Annotated in this window: 13 protein-coding genes; 10 read left to right on the top strand and 3 right to left on the bottom strand. The window is 58.7% G+C overall.

What is annotated here, in order from left to right:
- The first annotated feature begins 10 nt into the window (after positions 1-10).
- The 4 genes from ABQX22_RS15915 to ABQX22_RS15900 are packed head-to-tail and all read left to right on the top strand — an operon-like array spanning position 11 to position 3,893.
- Complete coding sequence (locus ABQX22_RS15915) at positions 11-1,021, top strand: ABC transporter permease subunit (RefSeq protein WP_349800819.1); 1,011 nt, start codon at positions 11-13, stop codon at positions 1,019-1,021.
- A gap of 10 nt (positions 1,022-1,031) precedes the next feature.
- Positions 1,032-1,943, top strand: coding sequence for an ABC transporter permease subunit (locus ABQX22_RS15910; RefSeq protein WP_349800818.1), 912 nt, complete (start codon positions 1,032-1,034; stop codon positions 1,941-1,943).
- Positions 1,944-1,953: 10 nt separating this feature from the next.
- Positions 1,954-2,922 carry an ABC transporter ATP-binding protein gene (locus ABQX22_RS15905; protein WP_349800817.1) on the top strand — a complete coding sequence of 323 codons (969 nt, stop codon included), beginning with the start codon at positions 1,954-1,956 and terminating at the stop codon, positions 2,920-2,922.
- Entirely contained in the window at positions 2,922-3,893 is a 972-nt protein-coding gene (locus tag ABQX22_RS15900; protein ID WP_349800816.1) for a peptide ABC transporter ATP-binding protein, read from the top strand. Before ABQX22_RS15905 ends, ABQX22_RS15900 begins: the two co-directional genes overlap by 1 nt.
- A 172-nt stretch (positions 3,894-4,065) precedes the next feature.
- Here the strand turns inward: ABQX22_RS15900 and ABQX22_RS15895 are convergent, their stop codons facing one another.
- Together ABQX22_RS15895 and ABQX22_RS15890 are read right to left on the bottom strand one after the other, a co-directional pair.
- Complete coding sequence (locus ABQX22_RS15895; protein WP_349800815.1) at positions 4,066-6,624, bottom strand: sulfite reductase flavoprotein subunit alpha; 2,559 nt, start codon at positions 6,622-6,624, stop codon at positions 4,066-4,068.
- Between the two features lie 325 nt (positions 6,625-6,949).
- Positions 6,950-9,199, bottom strand: a complete 2,250-nt coding sequence (locus ABQX22_RS15890) for a TonB-dependent receptor (RefSeq protein ID WP_349800814.1) — start codon at positions 9,197-9,199, stop codon at positions 6,950-6,952.
- Positions 9,200-9,418: 219 nt separating this feature from the next.
- Between ABQX22_RS15890 and ABQX22_RS15885 the strand changes: the two genes are divergently transcribed.
- From ABQX22_RS15885 to ABQX22_RS15860, 6 genes are all read left to right on the top strand, one after another.
- Positions 9,419-10,099, top strand: a complete 681-nt coding sequence (locus tag ABQX22_RS15885) for a Fe2+-dependent dioxygenase (protein WP_349800813.1) — start codon at positions 9,419-9,421, stop codon at positions 10,097-10,099.
- A gap of 1 nt (position 10,100) precedes the next feature.
- Entirely contained in the window at positions 10,101-10,889 is a 789-nt protein-coding gene (locus tag ABQX22_RS15880; protein WP_349800812.1) for a tetratricopeptide repeat protein, read from the top strand.
- 283 nt (positions 10,890-11,172) lie between these two features.
- The gene (locus tag ABQX22_RS15875) at positions 11,173-12,360 is read left to right on the top strand and encodes an alpha-xenorhabdolysin family binary toxin subunit A (RefSeq protein ID WP_349800811.1); all 1,188 of its coding nucleotides are present in this window, start codon (positions 11,173-11,175) and stop codon (positions 12,358-12,360) included.
- A 3-nt stretch (positions 12,361-12,363) separates the two neighbouring features.
- The gene (locus tag ABQX22_RS15870) at positions 12,364-13,362 is read left to right on the top strand and encodes an alpha-xenorhabdolysin family binary toxin subunit B (RefSeq protein WP_349800810.1); all 999 of its coding nucleotides are present in this window, start codon (positions 12,364-12,366) and stop codon (positions 13,360-13,362) included.
- A gap of 131 nt (positions 13,363-13,493) precedes the next feature.
- Positions 13,494-14,639, top strand: a complete 1,146-nt coding sequence (locus ABQX22_RS15865; protein WP_349800809.1) for an alpha-xenorhabdolysin family binary toxin subunit A — start codon at positions 13,494-13,496, stop codon at positions 14,637-14,639.
- Positions 14,640-14,736: 97 nt separating this feature from the next.
- The gene (locus tag ABQX22_RS15860; protein ID WP_349800808.1) at positions 14,737-15,513 is read left to right on the top strand and encodes a hypothetical protein; all 777 of its coding nucleotides are present in this window, start codon (positions 14,737-14,739) and stop codon (positions 15,511-15,513) included.
- A 53-nt stretch (positions 15,514-15,566) separates the two neighbouring features.
- Here ABQX22_RS15860 and ABQX22_RS15855 read toward each other — a convergent pair whose 3' ends face one another.
- Complete coding sequence (locus ABQX22_RS15855; RefSeq protein ID WP_349800807.1) at positions 15,567-16,730, bottom strand: type III PLP-dependent enzyme; 1,164 nt, start codon at positions 16,728-16,730, stop codon at positions 15,567-15,569.
- Between the last annotated feature and the right edge of the window lie 522 nt (positions 16,731-17,252).

Genomic DNA, 17,252 nt, shown 5'->3' with positions numbered 1-17,252 from the left:
ACACGACACGATGTTTAGTTTTATCGCCCGCCGAGTGGGGTTACTCATACCCACCTTCTTCGGCATCACCTTGCTGACCTTTGCCCTGATTCGCCTGATTCCTGGTGACCCGGTCGAAGTCATGATGGGTGAACGCCGGGTCGATCCGGAAATGCACGCCCAAGCCATGGAACGTCTTGGCCTGAACAAACCCCTTTATGCGCAATACATCGATTACGTCAGCAAGCTCGCCCATGGCGACCTCGGCGAATCGCTGCGTACGCGTGAGAGCGTGTGGACCGAATTCACGTCGCTGTTCCCCGCTACACTGGAACTGTCGATCGCGGCCTTGATATTCGCTGGCATTCTCGGGCTTCTGGCCGGGGTGATCGCAGCCCTCAAACGAGGGTCCCTGTTCGACCATGGGGTCATGGGTATTTCGCTCGCGGGGTACTCTATGCCGATCTTCTGGTGGGGCCTGATCCTGATCATGTTCTTCTCGGTGTCGCTGGGCTGGACGCCCGTCTCCGGACGCATCGACCTGTTGTATGACATCCCGCCGAAAACCGGCTTCATGCTGATCGACACCTTGCTCAGCGACGAAGAAGGCTCGTTCCTCGATGCGTTGCATCACCTTATTCTGCCGGCCATCGTGTTGGGCACCATCCCGCTGGCCGTGATCGCCCGGATGACCCGCTCCTCGATGCTGGAAGTGTTGCGCGAAGACTACGTGCGTACCGCCCGCGCCAAAGGCCTTTCGCCTGCCCGCGTGGTGTTCGTGCACGGCCTGCGCAACGCGCTGATCCCGGTACTGACCGTGTTCGGCCTGCAGGTCGGCACATTGCTGGCCGGTGCGGTCCTGACCGAAACGATCTTCTCCTGGCCGGGCATCGGCAAATGGCTGATCGAGGCCATCGGTGCGCGTGATTACCCTGTCGTGCAGAACGGGATTTTGCTGATCGCCTGTCTGGTGATCCTGGTCAACTTCCTGGTGGACATCCTTTACGGATTTGCCAACCCACGCATTCGTCACCACGGCTGAGATCATTTCTATGAGCACATCTACTCCCGTAGTAGCAGTCGATCAAAGCCTGCTCTACCCGTCCCCGTACAAAGAATTCTGGCAAGCATTCTCCAAGAACAAAGGCGCTGTCGCCGGCCTGCTGTTCATGCTGCTGATCGTTTTTTGCGCACTGTTCGCGCCGTGGGTTGCACCCCATGACCCGAGCGAGCAATACCGTGATTTCCTGCTGACCCCGCCGGTCTGGCTTGAAGGCGGCCAATGGCAGTTCCTGCTGGGCACCGACGAACTGGGCCGTGACTTGCTGTCGCGCCTGATTCAGGGCTCGCGTCTGTCACTGTTGATCGGTTTGTCGTCGGTGGTGATGTCGCTGATTCCAGGCATCTTCATGGGCCTGATCGCAGGCTTCTTTCCGAAGATTCTCGGCCCGACCATCATGCGTCTGATGGACATCATGCTGGCCCTGCCGTCGCTGCTGCTGGCGGTGGCGATTGTCGCCATCCTCGGCCCTGGCCTGATCAACACCGTCATTGCCATCGCCATCGTTTCGCTGCCGTCCTATGTGCGCCTGACCCGTGCAGCGGTCATGGGCGAGCTGAACCGTGACTACGTGACCGCCGCGCGTCTGGCCGGAGCCACCCTGCCGCGCCTGATGTTCATCACCGTGCTGCCCAACTGCATGGCACCGCTGATCGTGCAAGCCACTTTGAGTTTCTCCTCGGCAATCCTCGATGCCGCCGCGCTGGGCTTTCTGGGTCTGGGTGTACAACCGCCAACGCCTGAGTGGGGCACCATGCTCGCTTCGGCCCGCGACTACATCGAACGCGCCTGGTGGGTCGTCAGCCTGCCCGGCCTGACCATTTTGCTCAGCGTGCTGGCAATCAACCTGATGGGCGACGGTCTGCGCGATGCGCTGGACCCGAAACTCAAGAACGCCGCCTGAGGACGTCCGAATGTCTCTTCTAGAAATCAAGAACCTCAACGTTCGCTTCGGCGACGCCAAGGCCACACCGGTTGTCGACGGTCTGGACCTGAGCGTCGACAAGGGCGAAGTCCTGGCCATCGTCGGCGAATCGGGCTCGGGTAAATCCGTGACCATGATGGCGCTGATGGGGCTGATCGATTCCCCCGGCATCGTCACCGCCGACTCGCTGATCTTCGACGGCAAGGACATGCTCAAGCTCAGTTCGCGCCAGCGTCGCCAAGTCGTCGGCAAAGACCTGGCGATGGTCTTCCAGGACCCGATGACTGCACTGAACCCCAGCTACACCGTGGGCTTTCAGATCGAAGAGGTGTTGCGCGCCCACCTGGGCATGTCCGGCAAGCAAGCGCGGCAGCGTGCACTGGAGCTGCTGGAAAAAGTGGAAATCCCGGGCGCGGCCCAGCGTCTGGACGCGTACCCGCACCAGTTGTCAGGCGGGATGAGCCAGCGCGTCGCGATCGCCATGGCAATTGCCGGCGAGCCGAAACTGCTGATCGCCGACGAACCGACCACGGCACTCGACGTGACGATTCAGGCGCAGATCATGGACCTGCTGCTGGCGCTGCAAAAAGAACAGAACATGGGCCTGGTGCTGATCACTCACGACCTTGCAGTCGTGGCCGAAACCGCCCAGCGCGTGTGCGTGATGTACGCCGGTCAAGCGGTGGAAGTCGGTCAGGTCCCGGGGCTGTTCAATGTCCCGGCGCATCCGTACAGCGAAGCACTGCTGGCGGCGATTCCAGAACACAGCATGGGCGCCGAGCGTCTGGCCTCGCTGCCGGGGATCGTCCCAGGTCGTTATGACCGCCCGGTGGGTTGCCTGCTGTCGCCACGCTGCCCGTACGTGCAGGAAAATTGCCGTCAGCAACGTCCAGCGCTGGACCCCAAGGCCCATAGCCTGGCGCGTTGTTTCTATCCGCTGAATCAGGAGGTGGCGTAATGAGCGTCGTTCTTACCGCCCGCGACCTTACGCGTCACTACGAAGTCTCCCGAGGCCTGTTCAAGCCCCACGCGGTCGTGCGCGCGCTCAACGGTGTGTCGTTCGAGCTGGAAGCCGGCAAGACACTGGCAGTAGTCGGTGAATCCGGCTGCGGCAAATCCACCCTGGCCCGTGCGCTGACGCTGATTGAAGAGCCGTCGTCCGGTTCCTTGAAAATCGCCGGCCAGGAAGTGACCGGGGCCACCAAGGAACAACGCAAGCAGCTGCGCAAAGACGTGCAGATGGTGTTCCAGAGCCCGTACGCGTCGCTCAATCCTCGGCAGAAGATCGGCGACCAGCTCGGCGAACCGCTGCTGATCAACACCAGCCTGTCGGCGGCCGAACGGCGCGAGAAAGTGCAGGCGATGATGAAGCAAGTGGGTTTGCGCCCTGAGCATTATCAGCGTTACCCGCACATGTTCTCCGGTGGTCAGCGTCAGCGTATCGCGCTGGCGCGGGCAATGATGCTGCAACCCAAAGTGCTGGTGGCCGATGAGCCGACGTCGGCGCTGGACGTGTCGATTCAGGCGCAGGTGCTGAACCTGTTCATGGACCTGCAGCAGGAGTTCAACACCGCGTACGTGTTCATCTCCCACAACCTGTCAGTGGTGCGGCATGTGGCCGACACGGTGCTGGTGATGTATTTGGGTCGTCCTGCGGAAATGGGCCCGAAGGAGGACATCTACGCGCGTCCTCTGCACCCGTATACCCAGGCGCTGCTTTCGGCGACCCCGACCATTCACCCGGACCCGCTGAAGCCGAAGATCAAGATCATCGGCGAGCTGCCCAACCCGCTCAACCCGCCCAGCGGCTGCGCGTTCCACAAGCGCTGCCCGTACGCGACCGAGCGTTGCGTCAACGAAGAACCGGCACTGCGTCTGGTGGACAACCGTCAGGTTGCCTGTCATTACGCGGAGCAGTTTGTGGCGTGATGGTTGTTTAACCGTCGAATGAAAGAGGCCATTGCGTTGTGACGCAATGGCCTTTTTTTGTATTCGCTGATCGTTCCCACGCTCCGCGTGGGAATGCTGGCCTGGACGCTCCGCGTCCGATGACGCGGAGCGTCACGAGATTCGCTACCACGCAGAGCGTGGGAGCGATCAATCAGTAGACATCCCGCCGGTAACGGCCCTGCTCGATGAGCGCTTCAACGCTGCCTTCACCCAGCAACGCCCTCAACACCTCGTCCACCCCCGAGGCCATGCCTTCCAGGCTGCCGCAGATGTAGATCGCCGCGCCGTCGTCGAGCCAGCGGTGCAGTTCGTCGGCCGATTCACGCAACCGGTCCTGCACGTAGACCTTTTCAGGCTGATCCCGCGAGAACGCCAGATCCATGCGCTCAAGTTCTCCGGTCATCAACCAGCCCTGCAGCTCGGCACCGCAGTGAAAGTCATGGGCCTCGTTGCGCTCGCCGAACAGCAACCAGTTGCGCTGCTGCCCTTGGGCAATCCGGGCCTTGAGCAAACTGCGCAGACCCGCCAGCCCCGTGCCGTTGCCGATCAGGATCAGCGGCACCGGCTCAGTGGGCAGGTGGAAACCGCTGTTGCGGCGCACCTTCACGCTGATCGAATCCCCGACGCCGGCATGTTCCGTCAACCAGCCTGACCCCACACCCAGGCTGCCGTCAGGGTGCAGTTCCTGGCGGACGATCAATTGCAGCACGCCGTCTTCGGCCACCGACGCGATGGAATATTCGCGTACCGCCAGCGGCACCAGCGCATCAACCAATGCCTGGGCGTGCAGGCCCACCAGATGCCCGCGATTGACCGGCAATTGGCGCGAGGCCAGCGCGTGGTTCACGGTTTCGTTCAGGCCGTCGAGGGTCACCAGAGCGTCGGTCGGAATGCCCATGCCAGCGAGGAACTGCTCAACCGCCGCGAAGCTGTTGCGTGGCAGTATTTCCAACAGATCCCCGGCGTCCCAGCGGGTGGCAGGCGGTGGCGTCAGGCCCAGCAGGTACACCTTGGAGCCGACACTGCCGGGGTTCAGCCATTCGCGCTGGGCCAGTGTCCAGTTGTCGAAAGCAGGCGCCTGCCACGAGGGGAGCGCGGTGCTGCCGGTCAGTTGCCCCAGTTGCTGCTGCCAGTGCGCAAGCGCGGTCACGTCGCCGCTGTCCACTTCCACCGGCGCAAACAACGTACTGCCACCGCGTGCGGTCAGCCAGCCGTGCAGTCGCCGTGCGAAACCGCAGAAATCCTGATACTGGCGGTCGCCCAGCGCGAGCACGCCGTAATTGAGATTGCTCAATGACAGCGGCTTGCCCAGCACGGTGCGTTCAAAACCACGCGCGCAGTCCGGTGCTTCGCCGTCGCCAAAGGTGCTTATGACAAACAGCGCATTGTGGCTCTGGCTCAAGGCGTGTTCAGTGATGTCCCCCAGCGACTGAACCTTCACCGGCACGCCTGCAGACTGCAGTTGCCGGGCGGTTTTCCAGGCCAGATGCTCGGCGAAGCCGCTCTGGCTGGCGAAGCCGATGAGCCATGCCGGGGCGCTGGTGCCAGCGTCAGCAGCCGACACACTCCCGCGCGACTCGCGCACCTCACGTTTTTTGCGACGGCGGTCCAGATAAAGCAGCCAGCCGGTGATGAAGAACAGCGGCATCATCAGCGCGGCCACGGTGACCACAATGCGCCCGACGAGGCCAAAATAACTGCCGGTGTGCAGCGCGTAGTTACTGATGAGCAGCTGCGAACCCAGGCCTTTTTCGTTGTAGCGCGACACCGACTTGACCTGGCCGGTGGCGGGATCGAGGGTGATCTGGTTCAGCGCGCGGGGGTGCGGCGCGTCCTTGAGCAGGTAGAAAATCTGCGCTGGCTGACCTGCTGCGGGGGGCAAGCGCAGGTTGTACGCCTTGAGTCCGGGCCCGGCCGTTTTCTGGAGCGTGTCCCAGAGGGCGACGTAATCCACGGCCAGCGGCGCGGCATCCGGCGCTGGCTGGCCACCGGGACGACCGCGACCACCGCCCTCGCCCCGACGCTGCTCTCCCGCTGCCGGTGCATCGCCGATGAGTGTGGTCATGCCGTTGTTGAACCAATCGTAGGACCACATCAGCCCTGTGGTGGCCAACAGCAGGTAAAACACCAGGCACCAGGTGCCGAACACCGAGTGCAGGTCCCAATTGAAACTGCGTCCCTTCTTCGCCCAATCCAGCGTCAGCCAGACCCGCCAGTTCATGGCTTTTCGGGGCCAACGCAAGTACAGGCCCGACAGGCAGAAGAACACGAGAATCAGCGTGCAGGCCGCAGTGACTTGCTTGCCGTACTCGCCAGCCGCGAGGAAGCGATGCAGTTGCAGGATGAAGCCGAAGACCTCTTGCCCCACCGCGTCGGGTTTCAGTTCGCCGGTGTAAGGGTCGAAGTTGCGCATTGGCCCGCGACGCTCACCCGGCGCCGGCTTGAACCAGACCTGAGCAGCCTTGTCGCCAGCGACCTCGATGCGCAGCATGGCGACGGTGTCATGGGCTTGCGCTTCGATCTTGCGCACCAGTTCCACCGGCGGCAATTGCGCGTCCAGCGGCTGAACGAACAGCGCTGTCGGATTGATCGCATCGAGGATTTCATCTTCGAACGAATACAGCGCACCGGTGATGCCCATCAACGCCAGGACCAGCCCCGCCGTGATGCCGAAGAACCAGTGAACTTGAAACAGGACTTTCTTAAACACCCTCAACCACCTCGATAACCGCTGCGCGCGCAGTATGCGCCTAAACGGAATGGATTCTCATCTGTGTAGGGTTCTACAAACGCGGCACTGTAGGAGCGCGCTTGCCCGCGAAAACGCTCTCAGGCGACACATCTGCGTCGGATGTACCGGCCATCGCGGGCAAGCGCGCTCCTACAAAAGCAGACGATGCGAATGCCCAACCCACCTCCATCGCCTGACCCAGCGATTCGCGAATGAATTCGCTCCTACAGATGATCTCCCCCCGCTCCACTCGCACAAAAACCCCACTCACCATCGGCAAGCGGGGCTTTGCGTTATTCACGGCTTAGAAGTGGAAGCTGGCACTCATCAATGCGGTCCGGCCTGCGGCCATGTGCGCGTAGTGGGTGGTGAACACCTGGTCGTAATAGCGTTTGTCGGTCAGGTTCTGCACGTTCAATTGCAGGTCAACGTTCTTGGTCAACGCGTAGGTCGCCATGGCGTCGTAGCGCCAGTAGGACGGCACTTCCACCGAATTGGCTTCGTTGCCGAAACGCGAATCGACGAAGGTCGCGCCGCCGCCCACGGTCAGCTTGGGCATCAGGTCGTACGTGGACCAGAAGTTGAAGCTGTTGCGCGGCGTGCTCGGCATGTGATTGCCCTCGTCCGCCTTGCTGGTGGCTTTGACGATCTCGCTTTCCATGTAGGTGTAACCGCCGTAGACCTTCCATTTGCTGGTCAGTTTGCCGGTGTACGTGAACTCGAAACCGTCCACACGCTGCTCGCCGTCAAGCACCTGGAAGGTGGCGTTGTCCGGGTCGGTGACGCGGGCGTTGGTTTTCTCGGTGCGGAATAGCGCGGCGGTCAACGACAGGTCCTCATCAAAGAAGTCCCACTTGGTGCCGAGTTCGTAGTTACGGTTTTTTTCCGGATCCAGATCGGAGTTATTGGCCGCGATTTCGAGGCCGCCGTTGCCGCTGGTTTCACCGGACGGGTTACTGGACGTCGACCAGGCCGCGTAAATGCTGCCGTTGGGCAGCGGCTTGTAGACGACCCCGACCTGGTAGTTCCACAGCTGGCTGGTGTTCTCGCGGTCGAAGTTGCCGGCGACCGCACCACGCCCGCCGGTGCTGAAGCCGCTGGAGCGCACGTCGTAATCGTCGTAGCGCAGGCCCAGGTTCAGCGACCATTGCTCATTGAACTTAAGCGTATCGAACACGTAAGCCGCGCTGGTTTTGGTGTCCGTGTCGGTGTAGGCAGCGCTGTCGGTGACGGTGCCGTTCCAGGCATCGCTGGGCGTCGGGTTGTACAGGCTGGTGCAGTCAGCCGAGCGCAGCAGCGCGGCGTTACAGGTCGACCCGATGGTCCCGCCGGTTGAGGTGAGCACGTTGTAGTTGCGGTTGTGGGTGTCCTGATAGGAAAACTCGATGCCGGTGACCAGGCTGTGTTCAACAAAACCGGTGGCGAATTTGGCCTGCAGGTCGGTCTGGTTGACGAAACCGCTGGAGGTCGAATTGCGACTCTTGGCCGAGCGCGACAGCAGGCCGTTGGCGACGTTGCCACGGCTGTCGTCCGGGTTGGTGACGATGTAGTCCAGCGTCGAACGCGACATGCGGAAGCTGTTGGACAGGGTCAGGTTGTCGTTCAGATCGTGCTCGATCCGGAACGTGCCGCTGTCGTTGACGCTCTTGCGATAGTCGCGGTCATTCAGGCCGTAAAAGTTGTTCTCGTTGACGTGGGCCGGCCTGTCGACGATGTACTTGCTGCGGCCGGTGGTGCTGGTCAATGGAATGCCGTAATCCGGCATGTCATCGGTCTTCAGGTGGTAGTAATCGACTTTCACCCGCGTGTCGGTGCCCAGGCCGAACGCCACGGACGGCGCAAAGCCCCAGCGGCTGTTGTCCACCGAGTCGCGGCCGGCGACATTGGCGTCGTGCTTCATCAGGTTCAGGCGCACGGCCGAGGTGTCGGTCATTTGCTGGTTGACGTCCAGCGTGTAGCGTTGGGTCTGGTCGGAGCCAAAGGTGTAGCCGCCGTTGTAAGCGTCGCCCAGGTGGGCGCCCTTGGTGATCAGGTTCAGGCTGCCGCCGGTGGATCCCGCGCCGGTGAAGGCCGAGCCCGGGCCTTTGCTGACTTCAACCGACTCGACATTGAAAATCTCACGGCTTTGCGCAGCCACGTCGCGCATGCCGTCGATGAACACGTCACTTTCAGCATTGAAGCCGCGAATGATCGGACGATCCGCGTTCGGGTTACCGCCCTCGCCTGCCCCGAAGGTGATCCCGGGCGTCGTGCGCAGCGCATCGGCCAGGCTGGTGGCTGCGGTGTCGCGAATCACCTGTTGCGGGATGACAGTCACGCTTTTTGGCGTCTCACGCAGGGGCGCGGTGTATTTTTTGGACGACGATTCGTCGGTCTTGTAGCTGGTTTCAGCCTGTTCGCCGGTGATGCTGGTGGCGCCCAGATTGATGGATTTGTCTTCACTGCTTTCAGCGGCCTGGGCCAGATGAGCGGCGGACATCGCGGCAATGGCAACACCTACAGCAGAGGCGATCGAGCGCTGAGATGGAGCGGATGATGGTGTTGGACGCGACATATGGAATTCCTTCCCCAAGGAGTTGAGGCGGCGGAATATAGGGTAAATGGGTATTTGTAACAATTGCGAAAGATTGCTATTAGCGTCGAATTTACAATCTTTACAGTTTTTCTTGACGCATTTTTCACTTTCCAGGGGTTATGGGCGGTCCCACGGTTTTACACAGACAATAAGAATCACTATCATCCGCGGCATCGCGATCCTACAGGCCACGCCCCCATGCTCCTACATATCCCCGGTTTGTTTTCCCGCGAGGAAGTGCTGCGCATCCGCCAGGCGCTGGAGCAAACGGATTGGGCGGACGGAAAGCTGACCGCCGGCTTTCAATCCGCCAAGGCCAAACACAACCTGCAGTTGCCCGAGGGCCATCCCTTGGCCGCCGAGATTGGCGCGGCGATGCTGGAGCGGCTGTGGAAAAACCCGCTGTTCATGTCCGCCGCGTTACCGCACAAAGTGTTTCCACCGTTACTGAACTGTTACACGGCAGGCGGCAGTTTCGACTTCCACATCGACAATGCGGTACGCCAGTCCAAGGGCAGTGTCGAGCGCGTGCGCACCGACCTGTCGTCAACCCTGTTTTTCAGTGACCCGGAGGATTACGACGGCGGCGAACTGGAAATCCAGGACACCTTCGGCACCCGCGCCATCAAACTGCCCGCCGGCGACCTATTGCTGTATCCCGCTACCAGCCTGCACAAGGTCAATGCCGTCACGCGGGGTGCGCGCTTTGCCTCGTTCTTCTGGACGCAAAGCCTGGTGCGCGAAGACAGCCAGCGCGCGATGCTGTTCGAGATGGATAGCGCCATTCAGCAATTGACCCGGGATGTGCCCGATCACCCGGCGCTGATTCAGCTGACCGGCACTTACCACAACCTGCTGCGCCGCTGGGTCGAGGTCTGACATGATCTGGAACCTGCGCCGCCAAGAAGTGCTCGACGGTGAGCAACTGCGCGACATGCTCCATGAGAACCCGCGGCGTGCGGCGCAGGCCATACTGGTCGCCGCCAAAGCACAGATTGTCGAAGCGCAGGCACTTCTGGGGCAGATCCTGCTGGACGGACAAGGCATCGAGCGTGATCGGGCGCTGGCCTTGGTCTGGTTCGGGATCGCCGCTCAAAAGGGTCACGGGATGGCCGCGAACATGCTGGGTCGCTGCTACGAACATGGCTGGGGCTGCCTGCCAAACCCGGCCAAGGCCGCTCAGTTTTATCAACAGGCCGCTGCCGCTGGCCTGGATTGGGGCTTGTACAACCTGGGCAACCTGCTGGCCACCGGGCGCGGTATTGCGGTGGATCAGGCCCGCGCGCTGGACTGTTATCGCCGGGCAGCGGAGATGGGCCATGCCAAATCCCTGAACCTGCTCGGCCGCTATCTGGAAGATGGGATCTTCTGCCCGCAGGATCTTTCGACCGCCTATGACTGCTATCGCCGTTCGGCCGAGGGCGGCGATTTCCGGGGGCAGTTCAGCCATGCGGCGGTGCTGGCCGATCACGGGAAGGTCGATGAAGCCCTTCATTGGCTGCACCTCGCACTGGCCCATGGCAACAGCAAGTTCTTGAGGGTCAGCGCTCAATCCCTACTGCGAGCGGCTCAACCCGAGCTGCGCGCGTTGTCTGCGCGTTACGCCGAACGTCTTGCAAAACTGCAGAGCGAAATAAAACTGGCGCCTCTGCTGACCAAGGCTTCCTGACGTAGTGATAGCCAAGTTTGTAATCCCGATCATGCAAAGGTCAGGGCAACCTTAGTTAACTTAATGTTTCATGAAAATCATAGATCCGCTGATTTAGCGGCCTGCACGTCGTTATAAAAAAATCGAAGTATAAATTCCTACACATAGAGATCAGCTTTCTCGTTTGACAGCCTGACTGCCCTCTCTCTACTCTTTCGCCAGTGACGCAAAACAGCGTCATGACCACGAGGTGAAACTTATTAAAACATTCACCTGACTTACTCATCATTAAAGGATTAATGATATGTCTCAACTTACGGAAAACCTCGTCACCGACGCAGCGAGTGATCCTGCGAGCCTTTTTGGTTCATCGGTAGCAACAAACGGGAGCGATGCACGGGACACCGGGCTCATCCTGACTAAAGAACAAGTCAAAAATCTCAAGAAGTATGAAATAGCCGGTCTGGCCCTTCCGACCGACCTGGATAAGGTCATTGCCTATCTGGGTTACGAAAACGGCGCGGGTCTAGGCCTTGAAGCCGTTGACTTCCAGCAGACGTTCAAGCTCGTCAACGGCCACGCCAGACTGTGGAATCCGCTGCGCACTGACTTGCTGACCGTCAATACCAAACTCGTGGTATTTGCCGGCTCCATGCAGGTTTATGGCGACAGCATGATGGAAGTATTCGACGACATAAAGGCACTGGGCCTGGTCGAGAAATACAACATTGAAACACTTGAAGACCTGCGCAAAGTGGAACTTCAGCAGGGAAAGAAATTCCCGGACATTAAATCTGAAGACCGCGATGATCTGGGTTTTTTCCTGGATGAAATACTAAAAAAAGTAAAAGACCAAGAGGCCGAAGCGCTGGGGATCAAACAGCGTCTGGACTCATTCGGCCGAGTATTGGCCCAGCAGGTCGGCCCTGCCATCAAGCTGAAACTGTCGATCATCGACAACAACGGCATGAGCAGTGACATCAAGGCGCTTCAGTTGAAAATTGATAACCGCGCGCTGGCCATTGAAGAGAAGAACAAAGAATACAAAGAGATGGTCAAGCAAGCCATCACTGCCGTCGTGGGCAATCTGATCATGATGATTTACTCCAGCGTTCAGGCCGAGAAAATCCGCCACGAACGCAACAAGCTCACCGAAGAGCAGGAGAAGGACATCGCGCTGATGGCGCAGAAAAACAAGATCCTGGCATCGTTGGGTCGTATACGGATGGACTTCCAGAACCTCGATCTGATTGTGATCGACGCGGACATCGCCACCAAAAACCTGATCAGTGTCTGGAACACCCTCGGCACATTCATCGCCTCTTCCTCCGCCGAAGTCGACGGCATCCATGATGGATTGTCCATGCGCAGGTTCCGCAACCAATTCAAACTCGTGGTTAAACCATGGGAAACCATTGAAGTGGATGCCAAAAAATTAGAGCGCGTGTTTGCAGAAGCGGACCGCGAATTCAGAGAAGATTACGGAGTTTAAACAATGAATAACATTTCTCAATTTCCCGGCAGCCTGGACTACCCGGAGCTGAACGTTCAAGCGTTTAAAGAAGCGAAAGCCAAGGCAAACAACGCAGCCATTGAAGTAAAGAGACTTTTCATTCAGACACAGTACCTGCCGTCGTTGCACGGCCGGGTCTCAGACCTGGACAAAGCGCTGCGTGACGCTGACTTCAAACTTCGGGACACCGTTCAGTCTCTGGGTACCGGTTTAGGTATCCAGGTTGACACCCTCAGGGACTATCAAAACGAGTTCCAGAGCGCGCCTGAGTACGACAAGGAAGAAATCATTGAAGACATCGTCCTTCGTGTTCAGACCATCATGGACATCGTGGGCAATAAAGAGCTGATGCTAAACAACCTGATCCCTGCCATGGCAAGCCCGATCGATCGAGCAGCCACAGGTAAATACATCTCGCAACTTGAAGCCGATCAGGCGCGCTTGCCGGCAGAAGTGCTGGAGATCAAAGAACGGCAGGACGCGCTGGAATCAAAACGCAAAGCGCTGACTGACGCCATGGCACTGATCGAAGCCAAGGGCTTCACCGAGTTGGCGAAAGACACAGCGATGACCGCTCAGGAACTGGCCAAATTGGGCATGACCCCACCCCAGTTGATTGCCGTGGAAGCCGCAATCAATCTGGCTCAACAGGTTCTGGAACGGGCCGAAAGCCTGATCAACTATCTGGGTATGATTGAAGCCCGTAACACCCTGCGCAAACAGATCGATGATCTGAACAACAGCACCCACGCAAAGACCAGCGAGTTGCGTCTGGTCACGTTGAAAAAAGAGCTGATTACCGAGTGCCATAACTTCGACGATCACCGCGCGCAGTACGTCGCCGAGTTCGAGAAATGCGTCACGGCTCAACGCTCCTTCCTGACCACTCACGGCAACGTAAACGGTAACGATCAGGACGCGGTCGCTCAGTTCGCCGTTGACGCACTGTCGCTGGCAAAACACTTGAAACGCATGGCCTGATTTCATCCGTCAACGCGCAACAACGCAGGCCGGGAAGTACAAGGAATGTTCGTCCCGGCCTTATCCTCGGAGTGTCTGGCGCACGCCAGCCTCCCCTTCCTCGTAATTCATCTCATTAAAGGATTAACGATATGAAATCATCTGCAGTACTGGATGACGCCCCCGTTCGCGATGAGAAACTTGACCTGGCACAGAGGCTGCCCGGCACGTTGATTTCCGCTGCAGCGGGCACGGTAGAAGAAGCCATCCGCGCGCCCGGACTCATCCTGACCAAAGAGCAACTGATTGATTTAATGCGTTATCAAACCCACGGTCTCGCGCTTCCAGTCGCACTCAAAGATGTTGTCTGGTATCTGGGCTATGAGACAGGCGCCGGACCAAATCTTGAAGCCAGGGATTTTCAGGCAACGTTCAGCCGCATTCATCTTCATGCGTCGCAATGGAATCCACTTCGTACGGACCTGATGAACGTTGGCAGTGAGCTGTGGGTGTTCGCCGACCAGATGCAAGTTTACGCAAGCGGCGTACAACAGCTTTATGACGAGATCAAGGCAAAAGCTGCCGAAACGCTTGACCCGGCTGATCATCAGGATTTTCTGCATTACATCGAACAGGTCGCGGCGCTTGTTCTGCAGCGTCAGAACGCGACCGAGGCACTCAAGCGTCGGCTCGATGCCTTTTCACGGGAGTTGTCCACAACAGTGATGCCCGACGTGCAGCTCAAGTTACGAAGTATCGACAACAACAAACTGCCGGTCGGCATTCGAAGGTTGAACGAGAGCATCAACGTGCGTGCCACCGCCATTGAGGAAAAACAACGGGAATACAAGACACTGGTCAGGAAGTCGGTGGGGGCCAGTTTTGCATCGATTGGCCTGGGTATTTATTACGGCGTCGAAGCTGCAAACATACGCAGACAGATCAATGAACTGCGCCAGGAACAAGAAAAAAACATTCGTCTGCTGGAGCAGAAAAACAGGATTCACGCCTCGCTGCAGCGCGTGCGTCATGATCTGCATGATCTGAGTCTGGTCATTCTGGACGCCGACATTGCCACCCAGAACATGGTTGTCGTGTGGAACGGCCTGCATATCTACCTGACCTCCTCGGTTAAAGAAGCGGGCAAAATTGATAGTGCGCTGACCCTGCGCCGCCTCATGAACGCTTTCAGGCTGGTGGCTGAACCCTGGGGCCAGATAAAACGGGATGCGGACACATTGCTCAAAGTGTTCAAAGAGGCAGACGGTGAGTTTCGCAAGCACTATGGACTTCAATGACATAGCGATTTCGATTGGTTCGACCTCAGACAAACGCTGCGCCACCTCGCAGCGGCAACCCATCGAGTTCGGACTGTAACGCCATGGAGGGCGAGAAATGACGACACATCTTATCGGATACGACGACGTCACTTATCTGGGATACAACATCAGCTATCTGGAAAAGCTTCCTCAACACATAGAAGCCTTCAAAATTAAACTCGGTTTGGTGCGCGAAGCCGACTACGGCAAATACAAGGAGCCTGCGATGGATCGGGCTGTCGCGACGGCGCTGCAAGGCAGCCCGCTCTGGCGCACCAGCGCAAAGCAGATCCGTTCGCTCCATCAGGACACCAAGAAGACACTGGCTGACATGATCGCATTGTTAGACAGCAACCCGTTCGACAGTCGAACTGTGCAGCTCACGCAGGATCTGCTGCGCCACGAGGCAGAATTCAAGCGGCAACAGGCAGAGTGCGACCGCATCATCGAATGCGCCATGCAGACCATCCCCCGATTCATGGATTTCATGAACGTGAGGACGTATGAATACGCGAAACGAAAGGGGCTGCTGGCCAAAGGCGCGTTCAGCAACGTTCCGGAGACGCTGAGCAGCGCGTTGACGAACGAGAGCAGTCTGGCGTCGGCAAGAAGCAGCCTGGAATGGCATCGTCGCGCCTACAACACGGCGATCCTGTCGGCGGGAAATATGGGGGCTTATTGTTCGCGCTTGTCCGGCCTCTTGAACGCCACCGTCCGGGAAATCCATGCGCTAAAGGCCAATCAGCCCGCTCGGCGCACGGCAGTGTCGTGCCAATCGGCAGCCAGTTCAGCACGCGAGGCACAGCGCCTGATCAATTACACCTTCGACAGCATTCTTCGATTCAGTATTTGAACCGCAAAAAAAACGGCACCCGCTGGGGTGCCGTTTTCTCGTTACAACTGCATTTACAGGTAGAAAGACTTCAGCGGCGGGAAGCCATTGAACTCAATGGCGCTGTAGCTGGTGGTGTACGCGCCGGTGGACAGCCAGTACAGGCGATCACCAATGGCCAGGTTCAGCGGCAGGCCGTACTTGTAGTTCTCGTACATGATGTCGGCGCTGTCGCAGGTCGGGCCGGCGATAACCACTTCTTCCACTTCGCCTTTTTTCTCGGTCCAGATCGGGAACTTGATGGCTTCGTCCATGGTTTCGATGAGGCCGGAGAATTTGCCCACGTCGGTGTACACCCAACGCTCGACGGCGGTGCGGGATTTACGCGACACCAGCACCACTTCGCTGACCAGGATACCGGCGTTGGCGATCAACGAACGGCCCGGCTCCAGAATGATTTCCGGCAGGTCATCACCGAAGTCTTCTTTCAGATAGCGAATGATTTCTTCAGCGTAGGTTTCAAGGCTGTTGGTGCGGGTGATGTAGTTGGCCGGGAAGCCACCGCCCATGTTGATCAGCTTGAGCACGATGCCGTCTTCTTCTTTCAGACGTTCGAAGATCACTTTCACTTTTGCGATTGCGGCGTCCCAGACGCTGATGTCGCGCTGTTGCGAACCGACGTGAAACGAAATGCCGTAAGGCACCAGACCCAGTTCGCGGGCGAGGATCAGCAGGTCCATGGCCATGTCGGTCTGGCAACCGAACTTGCGCGACAGTGGCCAGTCAGCCGTGGTGGAGCCTTCGGTGAGGATACGCACATAGACTTTCGAACCCGGCGCGGCCTTGGCAATGTTGCGCAGGTCGGCTTCGGAGTCGGTGGAGAACAGACGCACGCCCTTCTCGTAGAAGTAGCGGATGTCTTTTGATTTCTTGATGGTGTTGCCGTAGCTGATACGGTCCGGGCTGACGCCCTGATTCATCACTTTGTCCAGCTCATAGATCGAGGCGATGTCGAAACTCGAGCCTTTTTCCTTGAGCAGATCGATGATCTCCACCGCCGGGTTGGCTTTGACGGCGTAGTAGATCTTGGCGAATTCGAAGCCTGCGCGCAGGTCATCGTAGGCCTTGCTGATCATCGCGGTATCGATGACCACAAACGGGGTCTCTTGCTTGTCGGCAAACGCCTTCATTTTATCGAAGGTGGTTTTTTCGAAATAGTCTTCGACCTGGATCGACATGCTGGGAACTCCTGGTGGCAAACTGAAATTAACAATGGGTGCGAGGGGCTTGTCGGGCCCTGAGAACGTCCTCCGTGTGTATCCCCACTTTGGTTCGCCTACTTCCCAAGGCATGTCCGCCGAAAGCAAAAAAGGCCATGGAGCGCGACGCTTCCCTGGCCTTGCTGTCTCGTCGTCAGTACTTGAGCCGGATGGATCGTTTCCAGCTTGGACGTTCGGCGCGAACTGTAGGACTTGAGACGCCCGAGATCAACAAAAAATGTCGCCATTTCGGCCGTTTTTGCCAGACGGACATCCATGCCTCGGCAGGCACCCTGTAGTAACCGACCGATGTGACAGGGTGATGTTCCCAACGATGTCTCATCTCGCAGTTAGGCCGCAGGACTGTAGGACTGTAGGAGCGAGGCTTGCCCGCAAAGGCGGTGTGTCAGAAGCACCGCATCGCAGCCTCGCACAGGCTCGTCAGCTCCTACAGGGTCCGCGTCAAGTTGGATCGCTGCGTCAGCGGACGCGGAGCGTCCA

Source organism: Xanthomonas sp. WHRI 1810A (assembly GCF_040202885.1).
Lineage (GTDB): Bacteria > Pseudomonadota > Gammaproteobacteria > Pseudomonadales > Pseudomonadaceae > Aquipseudomonas.
This window is presented reverse-complemented; position numbering and strand designations above follow the sequence as displayed.